Genomic DNA, 19,805 nt, shown 5'->3' on the forward strand with positions numbered 1-19,805 from the left:
AGACAGATGCATGTACTTTCGCACGGCAACAGCACTTGTTTGTTTTCTTCTGATCACCGGACAGCAACCTGCCCATTCCTTCGACTCTCCACAGACAAAAACGACAGCCGCAACCGCGTCCCTGGAACGGGAGGTTCATGCGGACATGAACTTCCTCGCCGACGACGAGTTGCACGGCCGCGGCTCAGCCACACGCGATGAGCACATCGCCGCTCTCTTTGCCGCCTCGCAGCTCCAGACCCTCGGCCTCGAGCCCGGTGGAGACAATGGAACCTACATCCAAAAAGCGGCGCTTCCCAGTCCGCTTTCGCCACAGCTGCAACAACGCCTCTCAAAATTCGAAAACACTCCGCGCACCGAGACCTGGAACGCAATCGGTATTCTCCGCGGCACTGCCGCTCCGGAGGAGGTCCTCCTGCTCAGCGCGCATCTCGATCATCTCGGCGTAGCAGCCGACGACAAGGGCGACTCCATCTACAACGGGGCCGACGATGACGCCTCGGGAACGACAGCCGTACTCACCCTCGCACACCTGCTCGCCTCCGGCAAGCGGCCCAGACGCACGATCGTCTTCGCCCTCTTCGGCTCCGAAGAGATGGGCGGATTCGGGAACCGCGCCTTTCTCAGCCATCCCCCCATCCCGCTCCCTGAGATCGTCGCCAACCTCGAATTCGAGATGATCGGGCGTCCCGATTCTTCCGTGCCCGCGGGCACGCTCTGGCTCACCGGCTTCACCCGCTCCAATCTTGGCCCCGAGCTGGCACGCCACGGAGCCCACCTCGTCAACGATCCTCATCCCAAAGAGCTCTTCTTCCAACGCTCCGATAACTATGCGCTCGCACGTCAGGGAATCATCGCCCACACGATCTCGAGCTTTGGCCTTCATCACGATTACCACAAGCCGTCCGATGAACTTCGAACTATCGACTTTACTCACATGACCAATGCCATCGCGTCGATGATCGCGCCGATCCGCTGGCTCGCCGATTCGAATTTCAAGCCACAATGGAATCCAGGCGGAAACCCCGGCCAACCTCCGCCCGATTCGAAACATTGAACTGACCTCAATCAACAAAAAGGCGCGGGCTGAAACCCGCGCCTTCCTTTTGCCTCAAGCCCGCTCTCTAGGTGAGTGCAGCAACCGGTGTCGGTGCTGCCTTCTCGGAGTCGAGCACCACTCCGATGGAGTGAATCACTGACGTCACGCGAATCGCGGCATTGATCAGCTCTTCGGCCGCACCCTTCTCGCGAAGTACCCGCTCGTGCGAATCCACACACTTTCCGCACGCGTTCACCGCGCTCACCACCAGGCACCACAACTCGAAGTCCACTGCATCGACGCCATGCCCACGCAGAGCGTTCATCCGCAGACGCGCCGGAAGCGTCGCATACTTCTCGTTCGTCGTCAGGTGTTGGAACCGGTAGTAGATGTTATTCATTCCCATGATCGCGGTAGCGGCCTTGACCGCATCCAAAGCCTGCGGCGTCAACCCCGCAGCCTCGGCTTCGGCGATCGCTGCCGCGGTCAACTCGGCATTCCTCGTCGCTATCGCGGAGGCCACCACCGTGCCCCATAGCTGCTGCGCAGTCAGTTCCGTGTTCTGCTTGACCAGCGAAGAGTAGTTCAGCTTCATGTCCTTCGCATAAGCCGGCAGTCCACCAATCAGATCTTCCATCGTCATCTTCATCGTCTCCTTCCCAATCGGCAAAGGGGGCGCGGACCGCACCGCATCCGCGCCCAGTCTCTTGCCTGGATACAGTTAGTTCAGGGTCGCTTCACCCTTCTGCCAGTTGCAGGGGCACAGCTCGTCGGTCTGGAGAGCGTCAAGGACCCGCAACACCTCCTGCGGATTCCGTCCCACCGACAGATCCGTAACATAGATAAAGCGAATGACATTGTCAGGATCCACCAGGAACGTCGCGCGCTGAGCCACACCAGCCTTCTCGTCCAGGATGCCAAGCTGACCGGAAAGATCGCGCCTGATATCCGACAACATCGGGAACGGCAGGTCCTTCAGGTCCGCATGATGCGTGCGCCAGGCGGCATGAACAAATTCGTTGTCCGTGCTACCTCCCAGAATCTGGCAATCACGATCCGCGAACTCGCCATTCAGCTTCCCAAAAGCCGCAATCTCAGTCGGGCAGACGAAGGTAAAGTCCTTCGGCCAGAAGAAATAGAGCTTCCACTTTCCAGGATAAGAATCGCCCGTGATCGTCTTGAAGGCCTTCGCTTCGTCCTTCTCGATTGAAACAGTAGCAGTTAGCTCAAAATCAGGAAACTTCTCGCCAATCTGTAGCATGTACAGTAAATCCTCTCAGGGTTGTAGTTATAAAATTTTTCTGCTTCACGGCATCAAAAACCGCGATTAAGCCGGATGTCTGATTTTAGCAAAAAAATGCACCCTGCGGAAGAGAGTAAATTACTATATCAATCACTTATGATCAAAAAATCATGGCGACAGAGAGCACTCTGTCGAGTCGCTTTCTGTCGCCATGATTTATCGCTTGAAGCAGGTGGAACTTAGAAGGAAACTACGCTCCCACTAACTCATCCGCCTTGATGATCTCCTCGATCTTGCGACCGATCGCTTTGGCTACTCCTTCTCCATACTTCGGGTCGCATTTGTAGAAGTGATTGATCTGCAGATCCTGGATACGCTTCTCCACCTGGCCCAGTCCGGCAGCGATATTTCCGCATAGCCGCTCCTGCGCATCCGGCGTCATCAGACGGAACAGGTTACCCGGCTGCGTGAAGTAATCCCCATCGTGCTCCCGATGGCTGAACCGTCCCACCGTCGAGGAGTTATAGGTAACCTGACGCTCAACATACTTCGGATCCTGCGTCGGGCCACCGAAACTGTTCGGCTCATAGTTCGGACCATTGCCGCCATTGCCATCAAAACGCATCGAACCATCGCGGTTGTACGTTGCAAACGGACACTTCGGTGCATTGACCGGAAGCGAGTCGTAGTTCACTCCAAGACGGTAACGATGCGCATCGGGATAGCTGATCAGCCGGCCCTGCAGCATCTTGTCCGGAGAGAAGCCCATTCCCGGAACGACATTGCGCGGCTCAAACGCAGCCTGCTCAACCTCGGCGAAGTAGTTCACCGGATTCCGATTCAGCTCCAGCTCGCCTACCTCAATCAGCGGATAGTCGCCGTGGGGCCAGACCTTCGTCAGGTCGAACGGATTGATGTGATACGTCTCCGCTTCGGCCTCGGGCATAATCTGCACCTTCACGGCCCACTTGGGAAACTCGCCGCGCTTGATCGAATGGAAGAGATCATTCTGTGCATGATCCATATCGACCGACTTCATATGATCGGCCTCTTCGCGGGTGAAGTTCTTGATGCCCTGCTTCGTCTTGAAGTGCCACTTGCAGTAAAACAGCTCGCCCTTCGCATTGATCATCGAAAACGTGTGGCTCGAGAACCCATCCATATGACGAAAGCCATCCGGGGTTCCGCGATCGCTGAACAGAATCGTCACCTGGTGAAGACTCTCGGGAGACAGGCTCCAGAAATCCCACATCATCGTGGGCGACTTCAGGTTCGTTTCCGGATCACGCTTCTGCGTGTGAATAAAATCACCGAACTTCAGCGGATCACGGATGAAGAACACAGGGGTGTTGTTCCCAACCATGTCCCAGTTTCCCTCTTCGGTGTAAAACTTCAGCGCAAAGCCGCGCGGATCGCGCTCCGTGTCTGCCGATCCCTTTTCACCACCTACCGTCGAAAACCGGATAAAAGTCGGCGTCTGCTTGCCCACCGTATCGAACAGCTTCGCCGTCGTGTACCTCGCCATCTCTGGATTTGTAACCGTGAAAGTTCCATAGGCTCCCGAGCCTTTCGCGTGCACCACGCGTTCTGGAATCCGCTCACGGTTGAAGTGCGCCATCTTCTCGAACAGCAGGAAATCCTCGAAGACGACAGGGCCACGCGGGCCCAGCGTAAGGGAGTTCTGGTTATCACCTACCGGCCGGCCTGCGTCGGTCGTCATCACTCTGCTCTTGCGATCCTCAGACATACATCACCTCGAAAACGAAGCTTGGTTGAACAGCATTTCACGAAGCCTGTTGCTGGCATTTCGCGCACAGGCCAATCACATCGACGGCGTACCGCTCCACCAGAAATCCATCCGGCAGCTTGCGTCGCCTCGGCGCCAGCCCCAGTTCCTTCTCTCCGATGTCGGCAATTGCTTTGCATCTGGAGCACACCATGTGATGGTGCTCCTCATCATTCATCTCCACCCGCACCGAGCCATGATGCATGCTCATCTTGCGGAAGATCCCGCTCTCAACGAACAGATGGATGTTCTTGTATACGGTCGCCAGCGAGATGGCCGGAACCTTCTTCTTCACACGGGCGAAGACCTCCTCCGGACTGGGGTGGCCTTCCATTCCCTGCATCACCTCGTACAGCACCTGGCGCTGATGGGTCACGGCAAGCCCGTGTTCGGCGCAAAGTTTACGGAAGTTCGAGGAAGTCTGCTGCACGAAGATCAGTCTACTCCAAAGAGAACGATAAAAGTTATTATCCAATAAATTTGGTTGTCCACAGAAGGCCGCCCGCATTCCTTTCTATCCTGTCCCTTCCCGAGCCTCCGGGCTCCCCTCAATTCACCCATTTTCAGCCATTTATCCAGCCCTATCCCTCTCTCGCGTTTCAACGCTGCTATCCTTAGCAACGGGAAAAGTTACAGGAGATATACCAGAATCATGATTGATCTCAAGGGCAAAGTCGCCGTCGTCTTCGGCCTCGCAAACAAGCGCAGTATCGCCTGGGGAATCGCCCAGAAGCTCTCCGAAGCCGGCGCCACCCTGGCGATCTGCTATCAGAATGAGCGCCTCCAGCGGGACGCCGAAGCCCTCGCCGCCGAGCTACCCTCGGCCAAGACCTTCAAGTGCGACGTATCCGTGGATGCCGACATCGACGCCGTCTTTGCCCAGCTCGCCTCTGCGTACGGTAAGCTCGATATCCTCGTTCACTCCATAGGCTTCGCGCCCAATATCAAAAATACCGTCCTCGAGACGGCCCGCGAAGACTTCCGCATCGCGCACGACATCAGTGCCTACTCGCTCATCGCGCTCGCCCGTGGCGCGGCCCCGCTGATGACCGAAGGCGGCTCCATCCTCACCCTTACCTATTACGGCTCCGAAAAGGTCTTCCCCAACTACAACATCATGGGAGTCGCGAAGGCCGCCCTTGAGGCCGCCGTCCGATACCTCGCCGCCGACCTTGGCACCAGGAAGATTCGCGTCAACGCCATCTCCGCAGGGCCCATCAAGACCCTCGCTGCTCGCGGCATCAGCGACTTCACCAAGATCCTCAATGCTGTGGAAGAACGCGCTCCCCTTCACCGTAACGTCGAAACCGCCGAGGTTGGTAACGCAGCGCTCTTCCTCGCAAGCGATCTCGCCAGCGGAATCACCGGAGAAGTTACCTTTGTGGACGCCGGCTACAACGTAACCGGACTCTAAGGAGCTCTTCAGCACAGGCGAGGCAAAACTCATCTCGCCTCCGAAGAGAACTCCAGCTTCCGTCCGAATGGCCCTAGGGACGGCGGTAAATCACGCCGTCCTTCATCACGAACTTCACATTGCTCAGTACAGCGATATCGTCCAACGGATTGCCCGGCACCGCGACGATATCCGCGAAGTAGCCTTCCTTGAGCTCTCCTATCTGACCTGACCAGCCAAGCAGCCTTGCGCCGTTCAACAAATCTGCACGCAACACCTCCACCGGCTTCATGCCGTACTGCACCATCAGCTCCATCTCTCGTGCCTGCGTTCCGTGCGGAAATGGCCCGACGTCACTTCCCACGGCGAACGGAACTCCTGCAGCCATCTGCTTTTTGAATTCAGCTGCGTGAAGCGCCTGCTCTGCTTTCAGTCTTTCCCCACGCTCAGCGGTTGCCGCATGATCCGCGAAGTACTCGCCTATCGCAAACGTCGGCACCGCGTAGATTCCCTTTTGATGCATGGCTTTCATGGTGGCATCGCTCAATACGTAAGCGTGGTCCACCGAGCTCACACCGGCCGCCACAGCGAAGCCGGCTCCAGGCTCCCCCGTTGCATGAACTGCGATGCCCCGTCCCGAGCTGTTGTCCCCGCCAGTTCGCTCAGCCTCTCTGATTGCAGCCGTGAGTTGCTCCGTCGTGTACTGATACGGCGTTCGAAACTTGCCGCCCGCAATCGAATCTCGCCCAGTCTCATAGATCTTGGTGAAGTCAGCTCCGCCCTTTCGCTGTTCGCGAATCACCGCTACCAGCTCCTCGGCGGAGTTCGCATAGTCGGCATTGGAAAAGATTCTCTGAGCAGGGTTGTAGCCAATCGCGTCCTCGTGGCCGCCAAGAATATCCACGGCGTTGCAGCTTACGCGCATCCTGGGTCCGGGAATCAGGCCCTTGTTGATCGCATTACGAACCGCAACATCGGCGCACCCTGCACCCTCGGTTCCCATGTCGCGCTCCGCGGTAAATCCTGCAAGAAGATCCCGTCTGGCGGCATCTGCAGCGATCAGCGTTCTTTGGGGAACACTCTCCTCCACGGTCTGAAGATCTTCGGCTCCAGGATGCAGAAACAGGTGAACATGCGCGTCGATCAACCCCGACATCAGGGTCGTATCCCCCAGATCGATCACCTCGACCCCGGCAGGCCGCGTCACCGAACTCCCGGCGGCAAGAATCTTATTGCCGTCCACCAGAACTTCACCGGGACTGACGATCTTCCCGTCCGCAACATCGAGCATGTGCGCCGCGTGAAGCACCACCGGATGCCTGCCTTCCGTCGCCGCCTGACCATAGCTCCAGAGCGCCGCAGACGCGAAGAGGAAACTGCATACAAGTTTCTTCATGGTGCCAGCAGCATACAGCAGGCCGCTGGCATCAGCGCGAACAATCAGCCAGCCTTCGCTGTAAGCTCCGCCCATCGCGCATAGAGGGCATCGGAGTCGGCTTGTGCCAACTCCATCTCCGCAAGCGCCTCGGTCAGCTTCGTAGCGTCCACGGCGACCTCAGGATCGCTCACCAGATCCCTCGCAGCATCAAGACGAGCCTCTGCTGCCTCCACTCGCTCCTCGATCGTCGCAAACTCCCGCGCCTCAAGATACGAAAGCTTCTTCTTCGTCAGCACCGCTGCCGTCTCGACCGGCGAAGCAGTTTTTTCAGTTTCCGGCGCTGTCTCTCGCTCCGACTGCTGGCTGAGGAACCACTGCTCCCACTGCGGATAATCCGCGAAGACAGCGGAGCTCCCCTTTCCATCGAGACCAAGCACCGTGGTCGAAACCCGATCGAGCATGTACCGATCGTGCGTGACTAAAACCAGTGCGCCCTTGTACTCGAGCAGACTCTCCTCGAGCACCTCCAGAGTGGCAATGTCCAGATCGTTCGTAGGCTCGTCAAGCAGCAGGAGATCCGCCGGCTCGAGCATAAGCCTCGCGATCAGCACACGAGCGCGCTCGCCTCCGCTAAGCCGCTCCACCGGCTGGTTCAGCTGATCGCCCGTAAACAGGAACTTCTGCGCATAGCTGGCGACGTGAACCACTCGCCCCTGATACACGACAGAATCCGAGTCCGGAGCCAGCGCACGACGCAGCGTTACTTTTTCAGGCAGTTCGCGCATCTGGCTGAAGTACACCATGCGCAGCGAACCTGCTTGACTCGCCTCACCCACGGATGGAGCAAGCTCTCCGGTAAGTAACCGCAGAATTGTCGTCTTGCCACTGCCGTTAGGCCCCACCAACCCCACACGCGTTCCATTTGCGATCAGAAAGCTGAGATGCTCCACAATCTTCCTGCCACCCAGCTCAATCGTGACGTCGTTGAGCTCCACGAGCCGTTTCGTCTGCCGATCCGTCCCGGCAAAGCCGATCGTCGCGGTTGTACTTTGTCCTCGCGCGGAAACCTCTTTCAACTGATCGATCAGTTGATTCGCCGTATCGATGCGGGCCTTCGCCTTGGTGGCGCGTGCCTTCGGTCCGCGACGAAGCCACTCCACCTCCGTTCGAACGCGATTGCGCAGCGACTCTTCCAGGCGCGACTGCGACTCAAGATAAGCCTGTCTCGCCTCGATAAACTTTGAGTAGCTCCCCTGGACCCGCAGTACGCCGTCCGCGTAGACGCGATTCAGCTCGACGATCTCCGTGGCCACGTTCTCCAGGAAATAGCGATCGTGCGTAATGATGACCGACGCAAAGCTGCCTTCATTCAACAGCTCCTCAAGCCACGCGATTCCCGCCAGATCCAGGTGATTGGTAGGCTCATCCAGCAGCAGCACATCCGGCGCGGCAACGATCGCCTCAGCAATCGCAAGGCGCTTGCGCCAGCCTCCGCTCAACGTAGCCGCTTCCACCGTTACGTCCGGCAAACCAATCCGTCCGCTGGTCTCGCGAAGCTTTCCCTCTCGCTCCCCTTCGGCGACATTGCCCGCGACCAGCGCAGCCTCAAGAATCTCGCGAATCGTTTTGCCTGAACCAAACGTCGATTCCTGACGCACATAGCCTATGCGCGCGCGTCTGCGAACCGCGACATCGCCGGAATCTCCATCTTCCTCACCGGCAAGAATCTTGAGCAGCGTACTCTTTCCGGCTCCATTCGGACCGATAAGTCCGATCCGGTCTCCATCGGAGACAGTGAAGGCGATATCACGAAACAGGGGCGTTGCGCCAAAGCTCTTCGAAAGCCCTTGCGCGTTCAAAATCGGTGGCATGATTCAGTTTAACGCGCCCTTCTCGTGAGCGCCGATCAATCGAGATCGAAATCGCGCAAGGGACGATCTCCCAAAGGAGTCTCCTTCGCCTTCTTCACCGCCTCGGCAAACTTTTTTGCCAGCACATCTTCCTTATTTTTCTGCGCCTCGACCGATTGCTGAAAGATCGTGTCGCGCCGCGCATCGGCCTCGCGCAACGCCTTGGCCGCCTCGCCGAAGTCCTCAAACGTCTTCTTCTTCGGTGCGGATTTGTGCGAAATAATCGCGCGGCTGACCGGATCGACCTTCAGCATCGCTCCGCAATCCGGACACATCACCTCGAACGGCTGATCACTCAGACCCATGACAGACTCCTCGTGCGTCATTCTAATGCTCCGATAGAAGGAATCGAAAGCGCACTGCGAAGTAAGCTGTGCAACCGCTCATGCGCTAGTATTTTGAGCGAGAAAACTCCTTGACTTCGAAAGCGCCCTCCCATTCCATGACCGGTTCAAAGATCGCTCTCGCCCTGTTGTCCCTTATGCCAATCCCGTTTGCCTCAGCGCAACAAGACAATCAGGCTCTCACCGGCTGGAAGCTTCAGGACGCCGCGAAAGTTGCAGCATCTCCGGCTGAGATTGCAGCCGCCAACTTCAAGACCGGCGACTGGTACACCGCAACCGTCCCGGGAACCGTGCTGACCACCCTCGTCAACAACAAGGTCTACCCCGAGCCTCTCTACGGTGAAAATATGCGCAGCATCCCCGAGAGCCTCAACAAGACCAGTTATTGGTATCGCACTACCTTCACGGTTCCCGCCGCATACAAAGGCAGGCACACATGGCTCCACTTCGCCGGAATCAATTACTCCGCCGAAGTGTGGGTCAACGGCCACAAAGCCGGCGAGATGCGCGGAGCCTTCCTTCGCGGCGACTTCGATATCTCTGCCTACGTTCAGCCGGGTAAGACGGCGGCGCTTGCAGTGCTCGTCTCGCCGCAGCCTCATCCCGGCGTCCCTCACGAACATACTGCCGCGCTGGGCGTAGGAAAGAACGGCGGCGAGACGGCACTCGATGGCCCCACCTTCCTCTCCACTATCGGATGGGACTGGCTTCCAGCAATTCGAGACCGCGACACCGGCATCTGGCTTCCCGTCACGCTCTCTTCTACCGGTCCCGTCATCGTCAAGGACACCTTCGTCACCAGCGATCTCGCGCGAACAAACGACGCAGCCGATCTCTCCATCTCCACCACGGCAACCAACCTGTCGCCCAAGCCGATACAAGGAACACTCGTCGGAACAGTCAAGGGACAAGGAGAGCCCATCTCCTTCCGCAAAGATGTAACCATCGGGGCCAACAGCAGCGAGGCCATCTCCCTGGATAAACAATCCGTTCCCGCGCTTCACCTCCAGAATCCCAAACTGTGGTGGCCCAACGGCTACGGCCCGCACAATCTGTATAAGCTCACCCTGCGGTTCGAGACTGGCAAGAAAACTTCCATCGAGCAATCAACGCAGTTCGGGATCCGAAGAATCGAATATCAGGTAGCCGACTCGGAGAACCTCACCCTCTCCGTCAATGGCGTCCGCATCATGGCGCGGGGAGGCAACTGGGGACTCGACGAGGGCATGAAGCGTATCACCCGCGAACGGCTCGATGCGCAGTTCCACATGCACGCCCTCGCCAACCTCAACATCATTCGCAACTGGGTCGGCCAGAGCACTAGTCCCGACTTCTACGATCTTGCGGATCAATACGGCATCCTCTTGTGGGACGAGTTCTTCCAGCCAAATCCGTCCGACGGCCCCGACGTTGCCGACATTCCCACCTACCTCGCCAACGTCTCCGATAAAGTACGCCGCTACCGCAACCATCCATCCATCGCGGTCTGGTGCGCACGCAACGAAGGCTACCCTCCGAAGGCACTCGACGACACGCTCAAGACAATGATGGCTCAACTCGATCCCAGCCGGCTCTACCAGTCGAACTCCGCCGACGGACGCGGCGTCTCTTCGCACGGTCCATATTTCTGGCGCTCCCCGCGTTACTTCTACGCCTTCAACGAGAGCTTCAAGACCGAGGTCGGCTCCGTATCGGTTCCAACCATCGAGTCCATTCAAGGAATGATGCCGAAGAAGGACTGGGAGACCATCAACGACGACTGGGCCCAGCACGACATGGCTATCGGCGCTCAGCGCGGCGACGAGTACCCCATCACCCTCGCCAGGAGATACGGGCACATCCGCAACCTCGCCGACTTCGTCCGCAAGGCTCAGCTTGCAAACTACGAAGTCTTTCGCGGAATGTACGAGGGTCGCAATGCCGAAATGTTCAAGACCACGACCGGCATTCTCACCTGGATGAGTCATCCTGCGCAGCCAAGCTTCGTCTGGCAGCTCTACCACTACGATCTCGAACCGAACGCGTCACTCTACGCTGCAAAAAAGGCTGCAGAAAAGATCCACGTGCAGCTCAACGAATCCAACGGAGCGATTCAGATCGTCAACAACACCCCCGATCCGTTAGCCAATCTCAGCGTGCACGCCACCATCTACGACTTCGACAGCAAGCTCAGCTCCGATAAGACCTACCCCGTCGCGCAGGTCGCAGGCAGTACAACCGTAAAGGCCGCCCAGATCGAGGTTCCCGCCCGAATTTCCTCCATCTACTTCGTCAAGCTCGATCTCACCACAAGAGACGGTAGCCTTGTCTCCACCAACGTCTACTGGCAAAACGTCGCGCAGGACGATTTCACGGAACTGACGAAGTTGCGGCCGGCACTCGTCGACGTCACGGGAACTTCAAGCGTAGAGGGCGACAATACCCTGCTCACCCTGACGCTCCACAATTCAACCGATGCCATCGCTCTGATGACGCACCTGCAGCTGCATAAAAAGCGCTCCGGCGACCGTGTGCTGCCTGTCTTCTACTCCGACAACTACATCTCGCTCGTTCCCGGCGAATCCCGCACCCTTACCATCCAGGCGGCGACAAAGGATCTCGCAGGAGATTCGCCACTCGTGCTTCTCGATGGATTCAACGTAAACGTAAAACCGGTAGACTCCGGCGTCTCGATCGCCCCCAACGAAAATGCGGATCCATTGCACTGGCCCGCATCGAATATCGTTCCGGAGAAGACTGAATAAGCTGTTGCGAAGTCTCTACAGGCGCACGATCACGTGGCCTGGACACTGATTGTTCGCAACCTCTACCAGCCGATCGATCAGGCCATCGCCGTAGCGGGCCAGAAACCACACCCCGGCCAGAAGGCGCTCCTGCGGATGCCCGTCAGGAAAAATATTCAGCGTAATCGCCGCTGCGTGTTTGCTCAGAGACGCTTCCTTCTGCAGCTCGTAGGTCGCGGCCATGCGGCGCAGCCGATCCATCTGATAGCGCATCTTCGAGCCTGATGTCTCCGCGGCCGTGCCAAGCGTGGCATCGATGCCGCGCAGGTACTCCGTCAGAGCGTCCAGCTCCGTCTCCAACGCATTTCCCACCGCTGCAAGCTTCCGCTTCAGTGGAATCGGCATGGCGCGGGCTCCGAGACGCTGCGCCAGCTCCGCCGCCGTCGTCATTGCATCCGGAACCTGGACCTCGTCCTTCTCCATCACTGTCGCAATGGCAGGTTCAATCAGGGTCGCGCTCAATCGTGGCAGTACCGGCGTAACCCGCCCCAGGATCGCGCGATAAAGAACCTCGCTCTGGGCAAAGTACGCGATCTCCGCCGGCCCGCCAATATACGCTGCCGTCGGAAGCACCGTATCCTGAAACACCGGCCGCAGAAGAGCATTCGGGCTCAGGCGTTCGGGGCTGCGATCGAGAATCTCCAGCAAGTCGCCGGTCGAGTAGACGTGCGATCCCGCCCGCCACTGCGCGTCGGCATCCGTAAGATCCTTCACCCGCCGAAGTGCCACGCGCTCCCCGGTCTCCCCATCCAGCAGAAACAGCAGCGAGGACGATTCGAATACCGTCACCTGCGCGTGATATCCCAGTCCCGTCAGCTCTTCCGTCCGGGCCAGCAGATCCCGCTGAAGGGCATCGGCATGTTCGATCGCATAGCGCAGCGTCGATGCGCCCATCGCGTGAAACTCGCGGCTCGCTGCATCGACGACAATCAGCCCCTGCGCCGCAAAGATGCGAGCGATCAGCCGTCCAAAGGCAGAGGCGAGCGTCGCTTCGGGCGAAAGATAAGCGTCGCGAATCCACTCCGTCACCGGAGCGAACTCCAGCAGTTCCGTGGCGCGTTCGATCGCCTCTTCCAGAAGAGGAGCCGTCTCGGCGTTCAGCGCCACGCCGCCAACCGGCACAGGCACCGGAACCCGCAAGCCGGCCTTCAGCACCTCAACCCCGGTCTTGGTCAGAAGCGCTGCCTGATCCACCTCGGGAAGGTCATGGTCCTCGGTCGCCATCCAGAAGATCGGGACGTGCTCCACGCCGGTAATACGGGTCGCCTCGCGGGCTCGCGAAACCGCAGTTGCCGCCTTCAGCAGCGTAAGCAGCGGACCACCGAACAGCACCACCTGCTGACCGGTCACCACCGCGCGCGCACCGCCACGCAGCTTCTCAATATTGGCAAGCGTCTCTGCGCTCGCCCCGAAGATCCGGTTCTGGCGAAGGAGTTCGTCGGCCAACGGTTTGGAATCGACCGCAGGAAGTGGTGTTCTCATCCACCCCCCGGCAAAAGGACCACCCGAATCGCCGGAGCCGTACCACCGGCGTACCGTCGAGTCGGCGTTGTCGCCCATAACGAGATAGTCGCGGTAGAGCTGCGAGATATGGGGCAACACCGTGATCGGGTAACACTCAACGCTCATTACGGTCCTTCATCCTCGAGTCCTGGCTCCGAAACCGCAGACTCGATACGAATCCGCGAACAATTCCCTGAACTACTTTGCTTGATATTCTTTATCTGATGCAACCAGGAAACCTGCCGGTCTCTTTTTTATCGCAGGTAGTTGGATGCAGATAAAAAGCTCACGATGCAGGATGATACCGTAGCGATATGCCTGCTAAGACAAAGAATCCGAAGAAAGTGAAGACCCCAAACACCGTCAAGTCCAGGACAACCCAATCTGCTCCCACCAGATCCGCATTACGGACAGGGGCGAAGACGCGGGTCCTCTCCTCAAAGGTCGTCTTCAAGGGCAAGGTCTTCTCCGTCTTTCGCGACGACGTCATCGAGCCCAGCGGCGTCGAAAACGTTCGTGAAGTCATCCGCCACAACGGCTCCGTGGTCATCCTCGCCGTCGACGAGTCCAGGAATCCAGCCGATCCCGACATCATCCTCGAAAAGCAGTACCGTCACGCCGCGGGTCAGTTCCTCCTCGAGCTCCCCGCCGGCCGCGTCGAACCCGGCGAAGCCACGCTGGCCGCGGCCAAGCGGGAGATGATCGAAGAGACCGGCTATCGCGCAAAACGCTGGACACTCCTGACCAAATACTTCGCCAGCCCCGGCTTCCTCGGCGAATGGATGCAGATTTATCTCGCGCGAGACATTCGCGATGGCGAGGCCCAGCCCGAGGCCGATGAGCAGATTGAAGTCGTCCGGATGCCGCTCTCCGAAGCACTCGCGCTCGTATCGGCCAACAAGATTCACGACGGAAAAACATTGATCGGACTGATGCTCTACGATCGCTTGCGCCGCGAGAAGCGCCTCTGATCTCTCTGCTGAAACTGCGTTACTTACGAGAGACTGTCACTTACAAATCTCCTCCGGCTTTCGCAGAAAACCCGCCTCCGGCCTTTTGCGTCACACTTGAGGAACCCTTCGTTCCACGCCGACGGGCACGAAGGGTCGAATCAACGTAAGGAGCAGGGTCTTGGCACAGTACAAAGGCACCGTTAAGTGGTTCAACAACGCAAAAGGGTACGGCTTCCTCGGCCGAGATGGCGGAGCCGATGTCTTCGTTCATTACACCTCGATCCAGCGCGATGGCTACAAGAGCCTCAAAGAGGGAGATGAGGTAGAGTTCGACATCATCCAGGGAACAAAGGGGCCCCAGGCCGATCAGGTCTTCCGTCTCAAAGAGATGGCAAGCTGACGGCCTGAACAGTAAAGATTGCCTCGCTTTTCGTTAGGGTCTGCCCACCGTGTGTCGAAAGCCACGGGATGCTGCATACTGACCTCAGGAGTCCGGCACTAGAATCGGGCTCCAGGTCAACTCTTCATGGACAATATTTCGATCGCACGTGTGCTGGAGGAGACCGCTTCTCTCCTGGAGATCGACGCAGCCGATCCATTCCGCATCCGCTCCTATCGCCGCGCTGCCGAAGCCGTCGAGCAGCAGACCGCCCAGCTCGCCTCCCTTGCCGACGATCCCAAACAGCTCCTTGCCATCGCCGGCATCGGCAAAGGCATGGCGGCCAACATCGTCGACATCCTTAGCACCGGCTCTACTCCCCTCCGCGACGAGCTTCTCAAAAAATATCGCCCCTCCATGCTCGAGCTCCTGCGGCTCCCCGGCATGGGCCCCAAGACAGTCGCCCTCATCTGGTCGGCGCTCAATGTCTGCGACATCGACGCCCTAGAAGAGGCCGCCAAGGCCGGCCACCTCAACAAGCTCCCGCGCATGGGCGAAAAGTTCACCACCAAGCTCCTCAAGGGAATCGAGGACTACCGCAAGAACTCCAGCCGCTTCCGCATCGACCAGGCCCGCGAACACGCCGAGCGAATCTCCGCGCTCATCCGTGAATTTCCCGGCATCGACGAAATTACCCCCGCCGGTTCCCTCCGTCGCGGACGCGAGACCGTGGGCGACCTCGACCTCCTCGTCACCGGACCCGCCTGCGAACCCGACGTCGTTGCAGCAGCCGTTGAGCACGTCGCCTCTCTGCCCCTCATCGACAAGCTCCTCGCGCGCGGCCAGAACAAGGTCAGCTTCACTCTCCGCAACAACCTCCAGGTCGACGTCCGCCTGCTCCCGCGAGCAAGCTACGGCGCCGCGCTGCAATACTTCACCGGCTCCAAGATGCACAACGTCGCCCTGCGCCAGCGCGCCATCAAGCGCGGCATGACCCTCAACGAGTATGCTCTCCTCCGCGTCGAAGACAACTCCATCGTCGCCGCCGCCACCGAGGAGCTCATCTATCGCGCCCTCGACCTCGACTACATCCCTCCCGAGCTCCGCGAAAACTCCGGCGAGCTCGACGCCGCCGCAAACCACGCGCTGCCCGAACTCATCACCCTCACCGACATCCGCGGCGACCTCCACATGCACACCGTCGAGACCGACGGCGCCCACACCATCCGCGAGATGGCCGAAGCCGCCCTCTCCCGTGGCCTCCAATACATCGCCATCACCGATCACTCCAAAAATCTCGCCATGACCAACGGCATGGACGATCGCCGCGCCATCGCCCACATCCAGCGCATCCGCGAGATCGACACCGAGATGCGTGGAAGCATTCGCGTCCTCGCCGGTATCGAGGTCGACATCCTCGCCGAAGGCGAGCTCGATCTCTCCGACGACACCCTCGCCCAGATGGACATCGTCGTCGCCAGCGTCCACAGCCGCTTCGATCAGCCCGTCGAGCAGATGACCGACCGCATCCTCCGCGCCATCGAGAACCCTTATGTCCGTATCCTCGGTCATCCCACCGGACGCAAGGTTCTCAAGCGCGACCCCTACGCCGTCCACATCGAAACCATCCTCAAGCGCGCCTCTGAGCTGGGCGTCGCCGTCGAACACAACGCCAGCCCCGCCCGCGCCGACCTCAACGATCTCCACCTGCGCCTCGCCAAACAACACGGCTGCAGGATCGTCGTAAACACCGACGCCCACTCCACCACGGAACTCGATCAGATCCGCTATGGAATCACCCAGCTTCGCCGCGCCTGGCTCACCGCCGCTGACATTCTGAATACCCAGCCCTCCGCCGAAGCTCTGCTGGCCCAGCTGCGGCCCCGCTGAATCTCTGATTCAAGGCGCGGACGATTCACGCCATAGCGTCCGCGAGACCGCCAACGCGACCAGCACGCCAAAACTCACTTCGAAGAACCTTTCCGCAGCAGTCTTCCAGTAAGGAAGATGACTCGGAATCAGCATGATGATCGACGCCGTAACTCCCGCCATCCTCCCCGCATTCTTCAGCTGCATTAGCTGCGGCAACACCATGCACATCAGAATGGCAAGGGCATAAACCAGCGGGCTCCCATGCCACACATTGCCGGCTCCCCAGCCGATAACCGCCCCAATCGCCGTGCCGACGATGCGGTCCAGAGAAATCGTCCACGTATCCCGAACCGTCGACTGCAGAACGACAATCGCACTGACACACGCCCAATACCCTTGCGATAATCGAAACACCCGCCCAAGAACCAGGCACAGGCAGGCGGCAATCGTCGTCTTGATTCCGTGTTTCCAGTTCACCCTCGACAGCCATGCGATCAATTGGATACTCCCGGCAGGCTTCGCCACGTCTCGCCTTAGACGAATCGCCCTTCAAAAAAGGTTATCCTTACAACGTGGCCCAATCCGCGACAACCCCGGCAGCAATCTCTTCCCAGAAAGCAAGGGCAGAGCCGGGCCTTCTTGCCGATTACGCTACCCTCTTCAAGCTCCGTGTCTCGGTCATGGTCGTCATTACCGCGGGCGCCGGCTTCTATCTCGCCTCGCTGGCCAGCGGAATCAGTCCGTTCCACGCCGGCCTCATCCAGGCGTTGGCCGGAATCGCCGTCGTGACCTGCGGCTCCAGTGCCCTGAATCAGGCCCTCGAGCGGCGCACCGACGCCCTCATGCGCCGCACCTCCAACCGTCCCATGGCAGCCGGCAGAATCTCCCTCGCCCACGGCCTCATTCTCGGATTCTCAGCCATCTTCTTCGGCTCACTCTACCTCGCCCACACCACCAATGTCCTCACCGGAACCCTCACCCTGATCACCGCGGTGGGTTACGTCGGAATCTACACGCCGCTCAAGCGCCTCACCGTCCTCAACACCTTCATCGGTGCCTTTCCCGGCGCACTCCCACCGCTCATCGGCTGGACCGCCGCGCGCGGCGTCATCGAGTGGCCAGCCATCGCCCTCTTCGCCATCCTCTTCGTCTGGCAGTTCCCTCACTTCATGGCCATCGGCTGGATGTACCGCGAAGACTACGCCTCCGCCGGAATCCGGCTCACTCCCACCCAGCCGGACGAGGTCTTCGCCGCTCGCTCGACGGTCATCCAGTCCCTCTTCTACGCCGTCCTCATGGTGCCCGTCAGCATGTGGCCCACCTGGCTTGGAGTCACAGGGCACATCTACGAGGTCGCCGCCGCCATCCTCTCGCTTGGCTATCTCTGGTACACCCTCCGTTTTGCGCGCATCACCCGCAACCCCAGCGCGCCGGAGTCTCGTACCTACGCACGCGATCTCCTCAAGGCATCGGTGATCTACCTTCCCCTCCTCATGGCCGCATTGATGCTCGACGCGAAAGGACGCCTGCTCTTCTGATGAACGTACGCACGACTCAGTCCTCTGCCCCCCTTCGCACTCCTCCCTCCGTCATTGCCTCCATCATTGCGGTCAGCGCGGTTGCCAGCGCCTTCATCTGCTGGCTGGTCTACTTCCACGCCCCCACCGACGTCGCCGGAACCCAGCTCCGTTCCCTTCCCCTGGTCAACGCGATCCTTAATGCCCTTTCGACCGTCGCTCTGCTTATCGGCTACCGGTTTATCCGCGCAGGCAAAATACCGCAACATCGCGCGGTCATGTTCACCGCCTTCATCTTCTCCTCCATCTTCCTCGTCTCGTACCTGGTTAACTTCACCCTGCACGGCGAGACACACTTCAACCGGCTCAGCCCCTGGTGGCCCTTCTACTGGAAGCTGCTGGCCTCGCACATCCTGCTCTCGATCATCGCCCTGCCGATGATCCTCATCACCTTCTTCCTCTCGCTCACCGGCCGCTTCCCCGCGCACAGAACACTGGCGCGCTACACCTGGCCCATCTGGCTCTACGTCTCCGTCACCGGGGTGATCGTCTACTGGATGCAATCGGCGATCCACTAACCAACGCACGTCCCAGGCACTTTCCGGTCCCATGCAACCTGACACACGAAAACTTCTTCGCACCGGCCTCTGGATCTTCGGAACAGGAGCCGCCGCCGCGCTCGCCATGCACACCCTCTTCGGCGGAATCGGCCGCCAGGGACCGCACACCAACCTCGGCTGGCTCGCTCTCATGGTTGCCATGGGTTGCCTCCCCACCGGTACCCTCACCCTCCTCCTCGCCTTCATGAAGCTCTACGCCGACCGCCGCCGCTAACCACGGCCCTTATCCCGGCCGCCACAACCCTCTGCCTCGTCACAGCTTTCCGCCGCCACGCCCTCTGCCTCGCCACAGCCCTTCCGCCGCCACAGCCGTCTGCCTCGCCGTTCTGAGCCGAAGCCGAAGAATCCAGCATTCCCGTGTACCTCGTTCTTCCCCAGCCCAACGGAGTGTCATCCTGAGCGAAGCCCGAAGGGCGAAGTCGAAGGACCTGCGGTTCCCCTCTCTGGCCCCACAAATTCCAACTCCTCGTCATTCTGAGGCGAAGCCGAAGAATCCCAGTATTTCCGCCCAGACCATCACCATCACTCCCAGGGGTACAAACCGCGCCCTCCCCCATCTGCTATCCTCAACCTTCAGAACTGAACAAATCGGAGCATCAGAATGGCAAAAGGCGTCAATAAGGTATTTCTTCTCGGCAACGTAGGCAAAGACCCCGAGATCCGTTCCACAGCAGGAGGCACCATCGTCGCAAGCTTCTCTCTCGCGACCGCCGACCGCGCCAAGGACCAGCAGGGAAACTGGCAGGACAAGACCGAATGGCACAACCTCGTCGCCTTCAACCGCACCGCCGAAATCATCCGCGACTACGTCAAAAAGGGCACGCAGATCTTCGTAGAAGGCAAGATCCAGACCCGTTCGTGGGACGACAAGGAATCCGGCCAGAAGAAGTACCGCACCGAGATTCTGGTCAATGAAATGAGCCTGCTCGGCGGTGGCCCGGGCCGCGGCGAAGGCGCAGGCGCAAGCGCAAGCTCAGGCGGCTACTCCCGCTCCAACACCAGCAGCTTCGACCAGCGCACGCCCGCCGCTCAGCCGGACTACGCCGATCAGGGCATCACCGACGACGATATCCCGTTTTAACCTC

Annotated in this window: 19 protein-coding genes; 10 read left to right on the forward strand and 9 right to left on the reverse strand. The window is 59.4% G+C overall.

All coding sequences use genetic code 11. The annotated features are described in order from the left end of the window. The first annotated feature begins 10 nt into the window (after positions 1-10). Complete coding sequence (locus tag BDD14_RS09200; protein WP_242617843.1) at positions 11-1,057, forward strand: M28 family peptidase; 1,047 nt, start codon at positions 11-13, stop codon at positions 1,055-1,057. 67 nt (positions 1,058-1,124) lie between these two features. On the opposite strand, the gene ahpD is transcribed toward BDD14_RS09200, so the two are convergent. The 4 genes from ahpD to BDD14_RS09220 form a co-directional block, all read right to left on the reverse strand. Next, entirely contained in the window at positions 1,125-1,688 is a 564-nt protein-coding gene (gene ahpD, locus BDD14_RS09205; RefSeq protein WP_242617844.1) for an alkylhydroperoxidase, AhpD family, read from the reverse strand. Between the two features lie 72 nt (positions 1,689-1,760). Then, positions 1,761-2,300: a peroxiredoxin gene (locus BDD14_RS09210; protein ID WP_130418543.1), complete on the reverse strand. Its 540-nt coding sequence runs from the start codon at positions 2,298-2,300 to the stop codon at positions 1,761-1,763. 232 nt (positions 2,301-2,532) lie between these two features. Continuing rightward, positions 2,533-4,002 carry a catalase gene (locus BDD14_RS09215; RefSeq protein WP_278045475.1) on the reverse strand — a complete coding sequence of 490 codons (1,470 nt, stop codon included), beginning with the start codon at positions 4,000-4,002 and terminating at the stop codon, positions 2,533-2,535. Positions 4,003-4,066: 64 nt separating this feature from the next. Further along, the gene (locus BDD14_RS09220) at positions 4,067-4,498 is read right to left on the reverse strand and encodes a Fur family transcriptional regulator (protein ID WP_242617845.1); all 432 of its coding nucleotides are present in this window, start codon (positions 4,496-4,498) and stop codon (positions 4,067-4,069) included. Between the two features lie 222 nt (positions 4,499-4,720). Between BDD14_RS09220 and BDD14_RS09225 the strand changes: the two genes are divergently transcribed. Then, positions 4,721-5,482: an enoyl-ACP reductase FabI gene (locus BDD14_RS09225; protein WP_130418546.1), complete on the forward strand. Its 762-nt coding sequence runs from the start codon at positions 4,721-4,723 to the stop codon at positions 5,480-5,482. 73 nt (positions 5,483-5,555) lie between these two features. Here the strand turns inward: BDD14_RS09225 and BDD14_RS09230 are convergent, their stop codons facing one another. Genes BDD14_RS09230 through BDD14_RS09240 form a run of 3 tightly spaced genes read right to left on the reverse strand, consistent with a single transcriptional unit; the run spans position 5,556 to position 9,003 of the window. Beyond that, positions 5,556-6,932, reverse strand: coding sequence for a metal-dependent hydrolase family protein (locus BDD14_RS09230; protein ID WP_242617846.1), 1,377 nt, complete (start codon positions 6,930-6,932; stop codon positions 5,556-5,558). Further along, positions 6,902-8,710, reverse strand: coding sequence for an ABC-F family ATP-binding cassette domain-containing protein (locus BDD14_RS09235; protein ID WP_130418547.1), 1,809 nt, complete (start codon positions 8,708-8,710; stop codon positions 6,902-6,904). The genes BDD14_RS09230 and BDD14_RS09235 overlap by 31 nt, the downstream gene beginning before the upstream one ends. A gap of 35 nt (positions 8,711-8,745) precedes the next feature. Further along, entirely contained in the window at positions 8,746-9,003 is a 258-nt protein-coding gene (locus BDD14_RS09240) for a hypothetical protein (RefSeq protein WP_130418548.1), read from the reverse strand. A gap of 161 nt (positions 9,004-9,164) precedes the next feature. On the opposite strand from BDD14_RS09240, the gene BDD14_RS09245 reads away from it, so the two are divergent. Further along, complete coding sequence (locus BDD14_RS09245) at positions 9,165-11,837, forward strand: glycoside hydrolase family 2 protein (RefSeq protein ID WP_242617847.1); 2,673 nt, start codon at positions 9,165-9,167, stop codon at positions 11,835-11,837. A gap of 15 nt (positions 11,838-11,852) precedes the next feature. Here the strand turns inward: BDD14_RS09245 and bshC are convergent, their stop codons facing one another. Then, positions 11,853-13,505 carry a bacillithiol biosynthesis cysteine-adding enzyme BshC gene (bshC, locus tag BDD14_RS09250; protein ID WP_130418550.1) on the reverse strand — a complete coding sequence of 551 codons (1,653 nt, stop codon included), beginning with the start codon at positions 13,503-13,505 and terminating at the stop codon, positions 11,853-11,855. Between the two features lie 188 nt (positions 13,506-13,693). Between bshC and BDD14_RS09255 the strand changes: the two genes are divergently transcribed. The 3 genes from BDD14_RS09255 to polX all read left to right on the forward strand — a co-directional run bounded on the left by BDD14_RS09255 (position 13,694) and on the right by polX (position 16,601). After that, complete coding sequence (locus tag BDD14_RS09255) at positions 13,694-14,350, forward strand: NUDIX hydrolase (protein WP_130418551.1); 657 nt, start codon at positions 13,694-13,696, stop codon at positions 14,348-14,350. Between the two features lie 160 nt (positions 14,351-14,510). Continuing rightward, positions 14,511-14,732 carry a cold shock domain-containing protein gene (locus tag BDD14_RS09260; protein WP_130418552.1) on the forward strand — a complete coding sequence of 74 codons (222 nt, stop codon included), beginning with the start codon at positions 14,511-14,513 and terminating at the stop codon, positions 14,730-14,732. Between the two features lie 126 nt (positions 14,733-14,858). After that, the gene (gene polX / locus BDD14_RS09265) at positions 14,859-16,601 is read left to right on the forward strand and encodes a DNA polymerase/3'-5' exonuclease PolX (protein ID WP_130418553.1); all 1,743 of its coding nucleotides are present in this window, start codon (positions 14,859-14,861) and stop codon (positions 16,599-16,601) included. Positions 16,602-16,610: 9 nt separating this feature from the next. Here polX and BDD14_RS09270 read toward each other — a convergent pair whose 3' ends face one another. Then, a complete protein-coding gene (locus BDD14_RS09270) occupies positions 16,611-17,108 on the reverse strand; it encodes an FUSC family protein (RefSeq protein ID WP_242617848.1) in 498 nt (165 codons plus the stop codon). Positions 17,109-17,155: 47 nt separating this feature from the next. On the opposite strand from BDD14_RS09270, the gene cyoE reads away from it, so the two are divergent. From cyoE to BDD14_RS09290, 4 genes are all read left to right on the forward strand, one after another. Next, positions 17,156-18,121 (forward strand): heme o synthase, encoded by a 966-nt coding sequence (cyoE, locus tag BDD14_RS09275; protein ID WP_242617849.1) that lies wholly within the window; start codon positions 17,156-17,158, stop codon positions 18,119-18,121. Continuing rightward, the gene (locus tag BDD14_RS09280) at positions 18,121-18,678 is read left to right on the forward strand and encodes a DUF420 domain-containing protein (RefSeq protein WP_130418556.1); all 558 of its coding nucleotides are present in this window, start codon (positions 18,121-18,123) and stop codon (positions 18,676-18,678) included. The genes cyoE and BDD14_RS09280 overlap by 1 nt, the downstream gene beginning before the upstream one ends. A 31-nt stretch (positions 18,679-18,709) precedes the next feature. After that, positions 18,710-18,934, forward strand: coding sequence for a hypothetical protein (locus tag BDD14_RS09285; RefSeq protein ID WP_130418557.1), 225 nt, complete (start codon positions 18,710-18,712; stop codon positions 18,932-18,934). Between the two features lie 387 nt (positions 18,935-19,321). After that, on the forward strand, positions 19,322-19,801 hold the full coding sequence (locus BDD14_RS09290; protein WP_130418558.1) for a single-stranded DNA-binding protein: 480 nt from the start codon (positions 19,322-19,324) through the stop codon (positions 19,799-19,801). Positions 19,802-19,805 lie beyond the last annotated feature (4 nt).

The organism is Edaphobacter modestus, assembly GCF_004217555.1.
GTDB classification, from domain to species: Bacteria; Acidobacteriota; Terriglobia; order Terriglobales; family Acidobacteriaceae; genus Edaphobacter; species Edaphobacter modestus.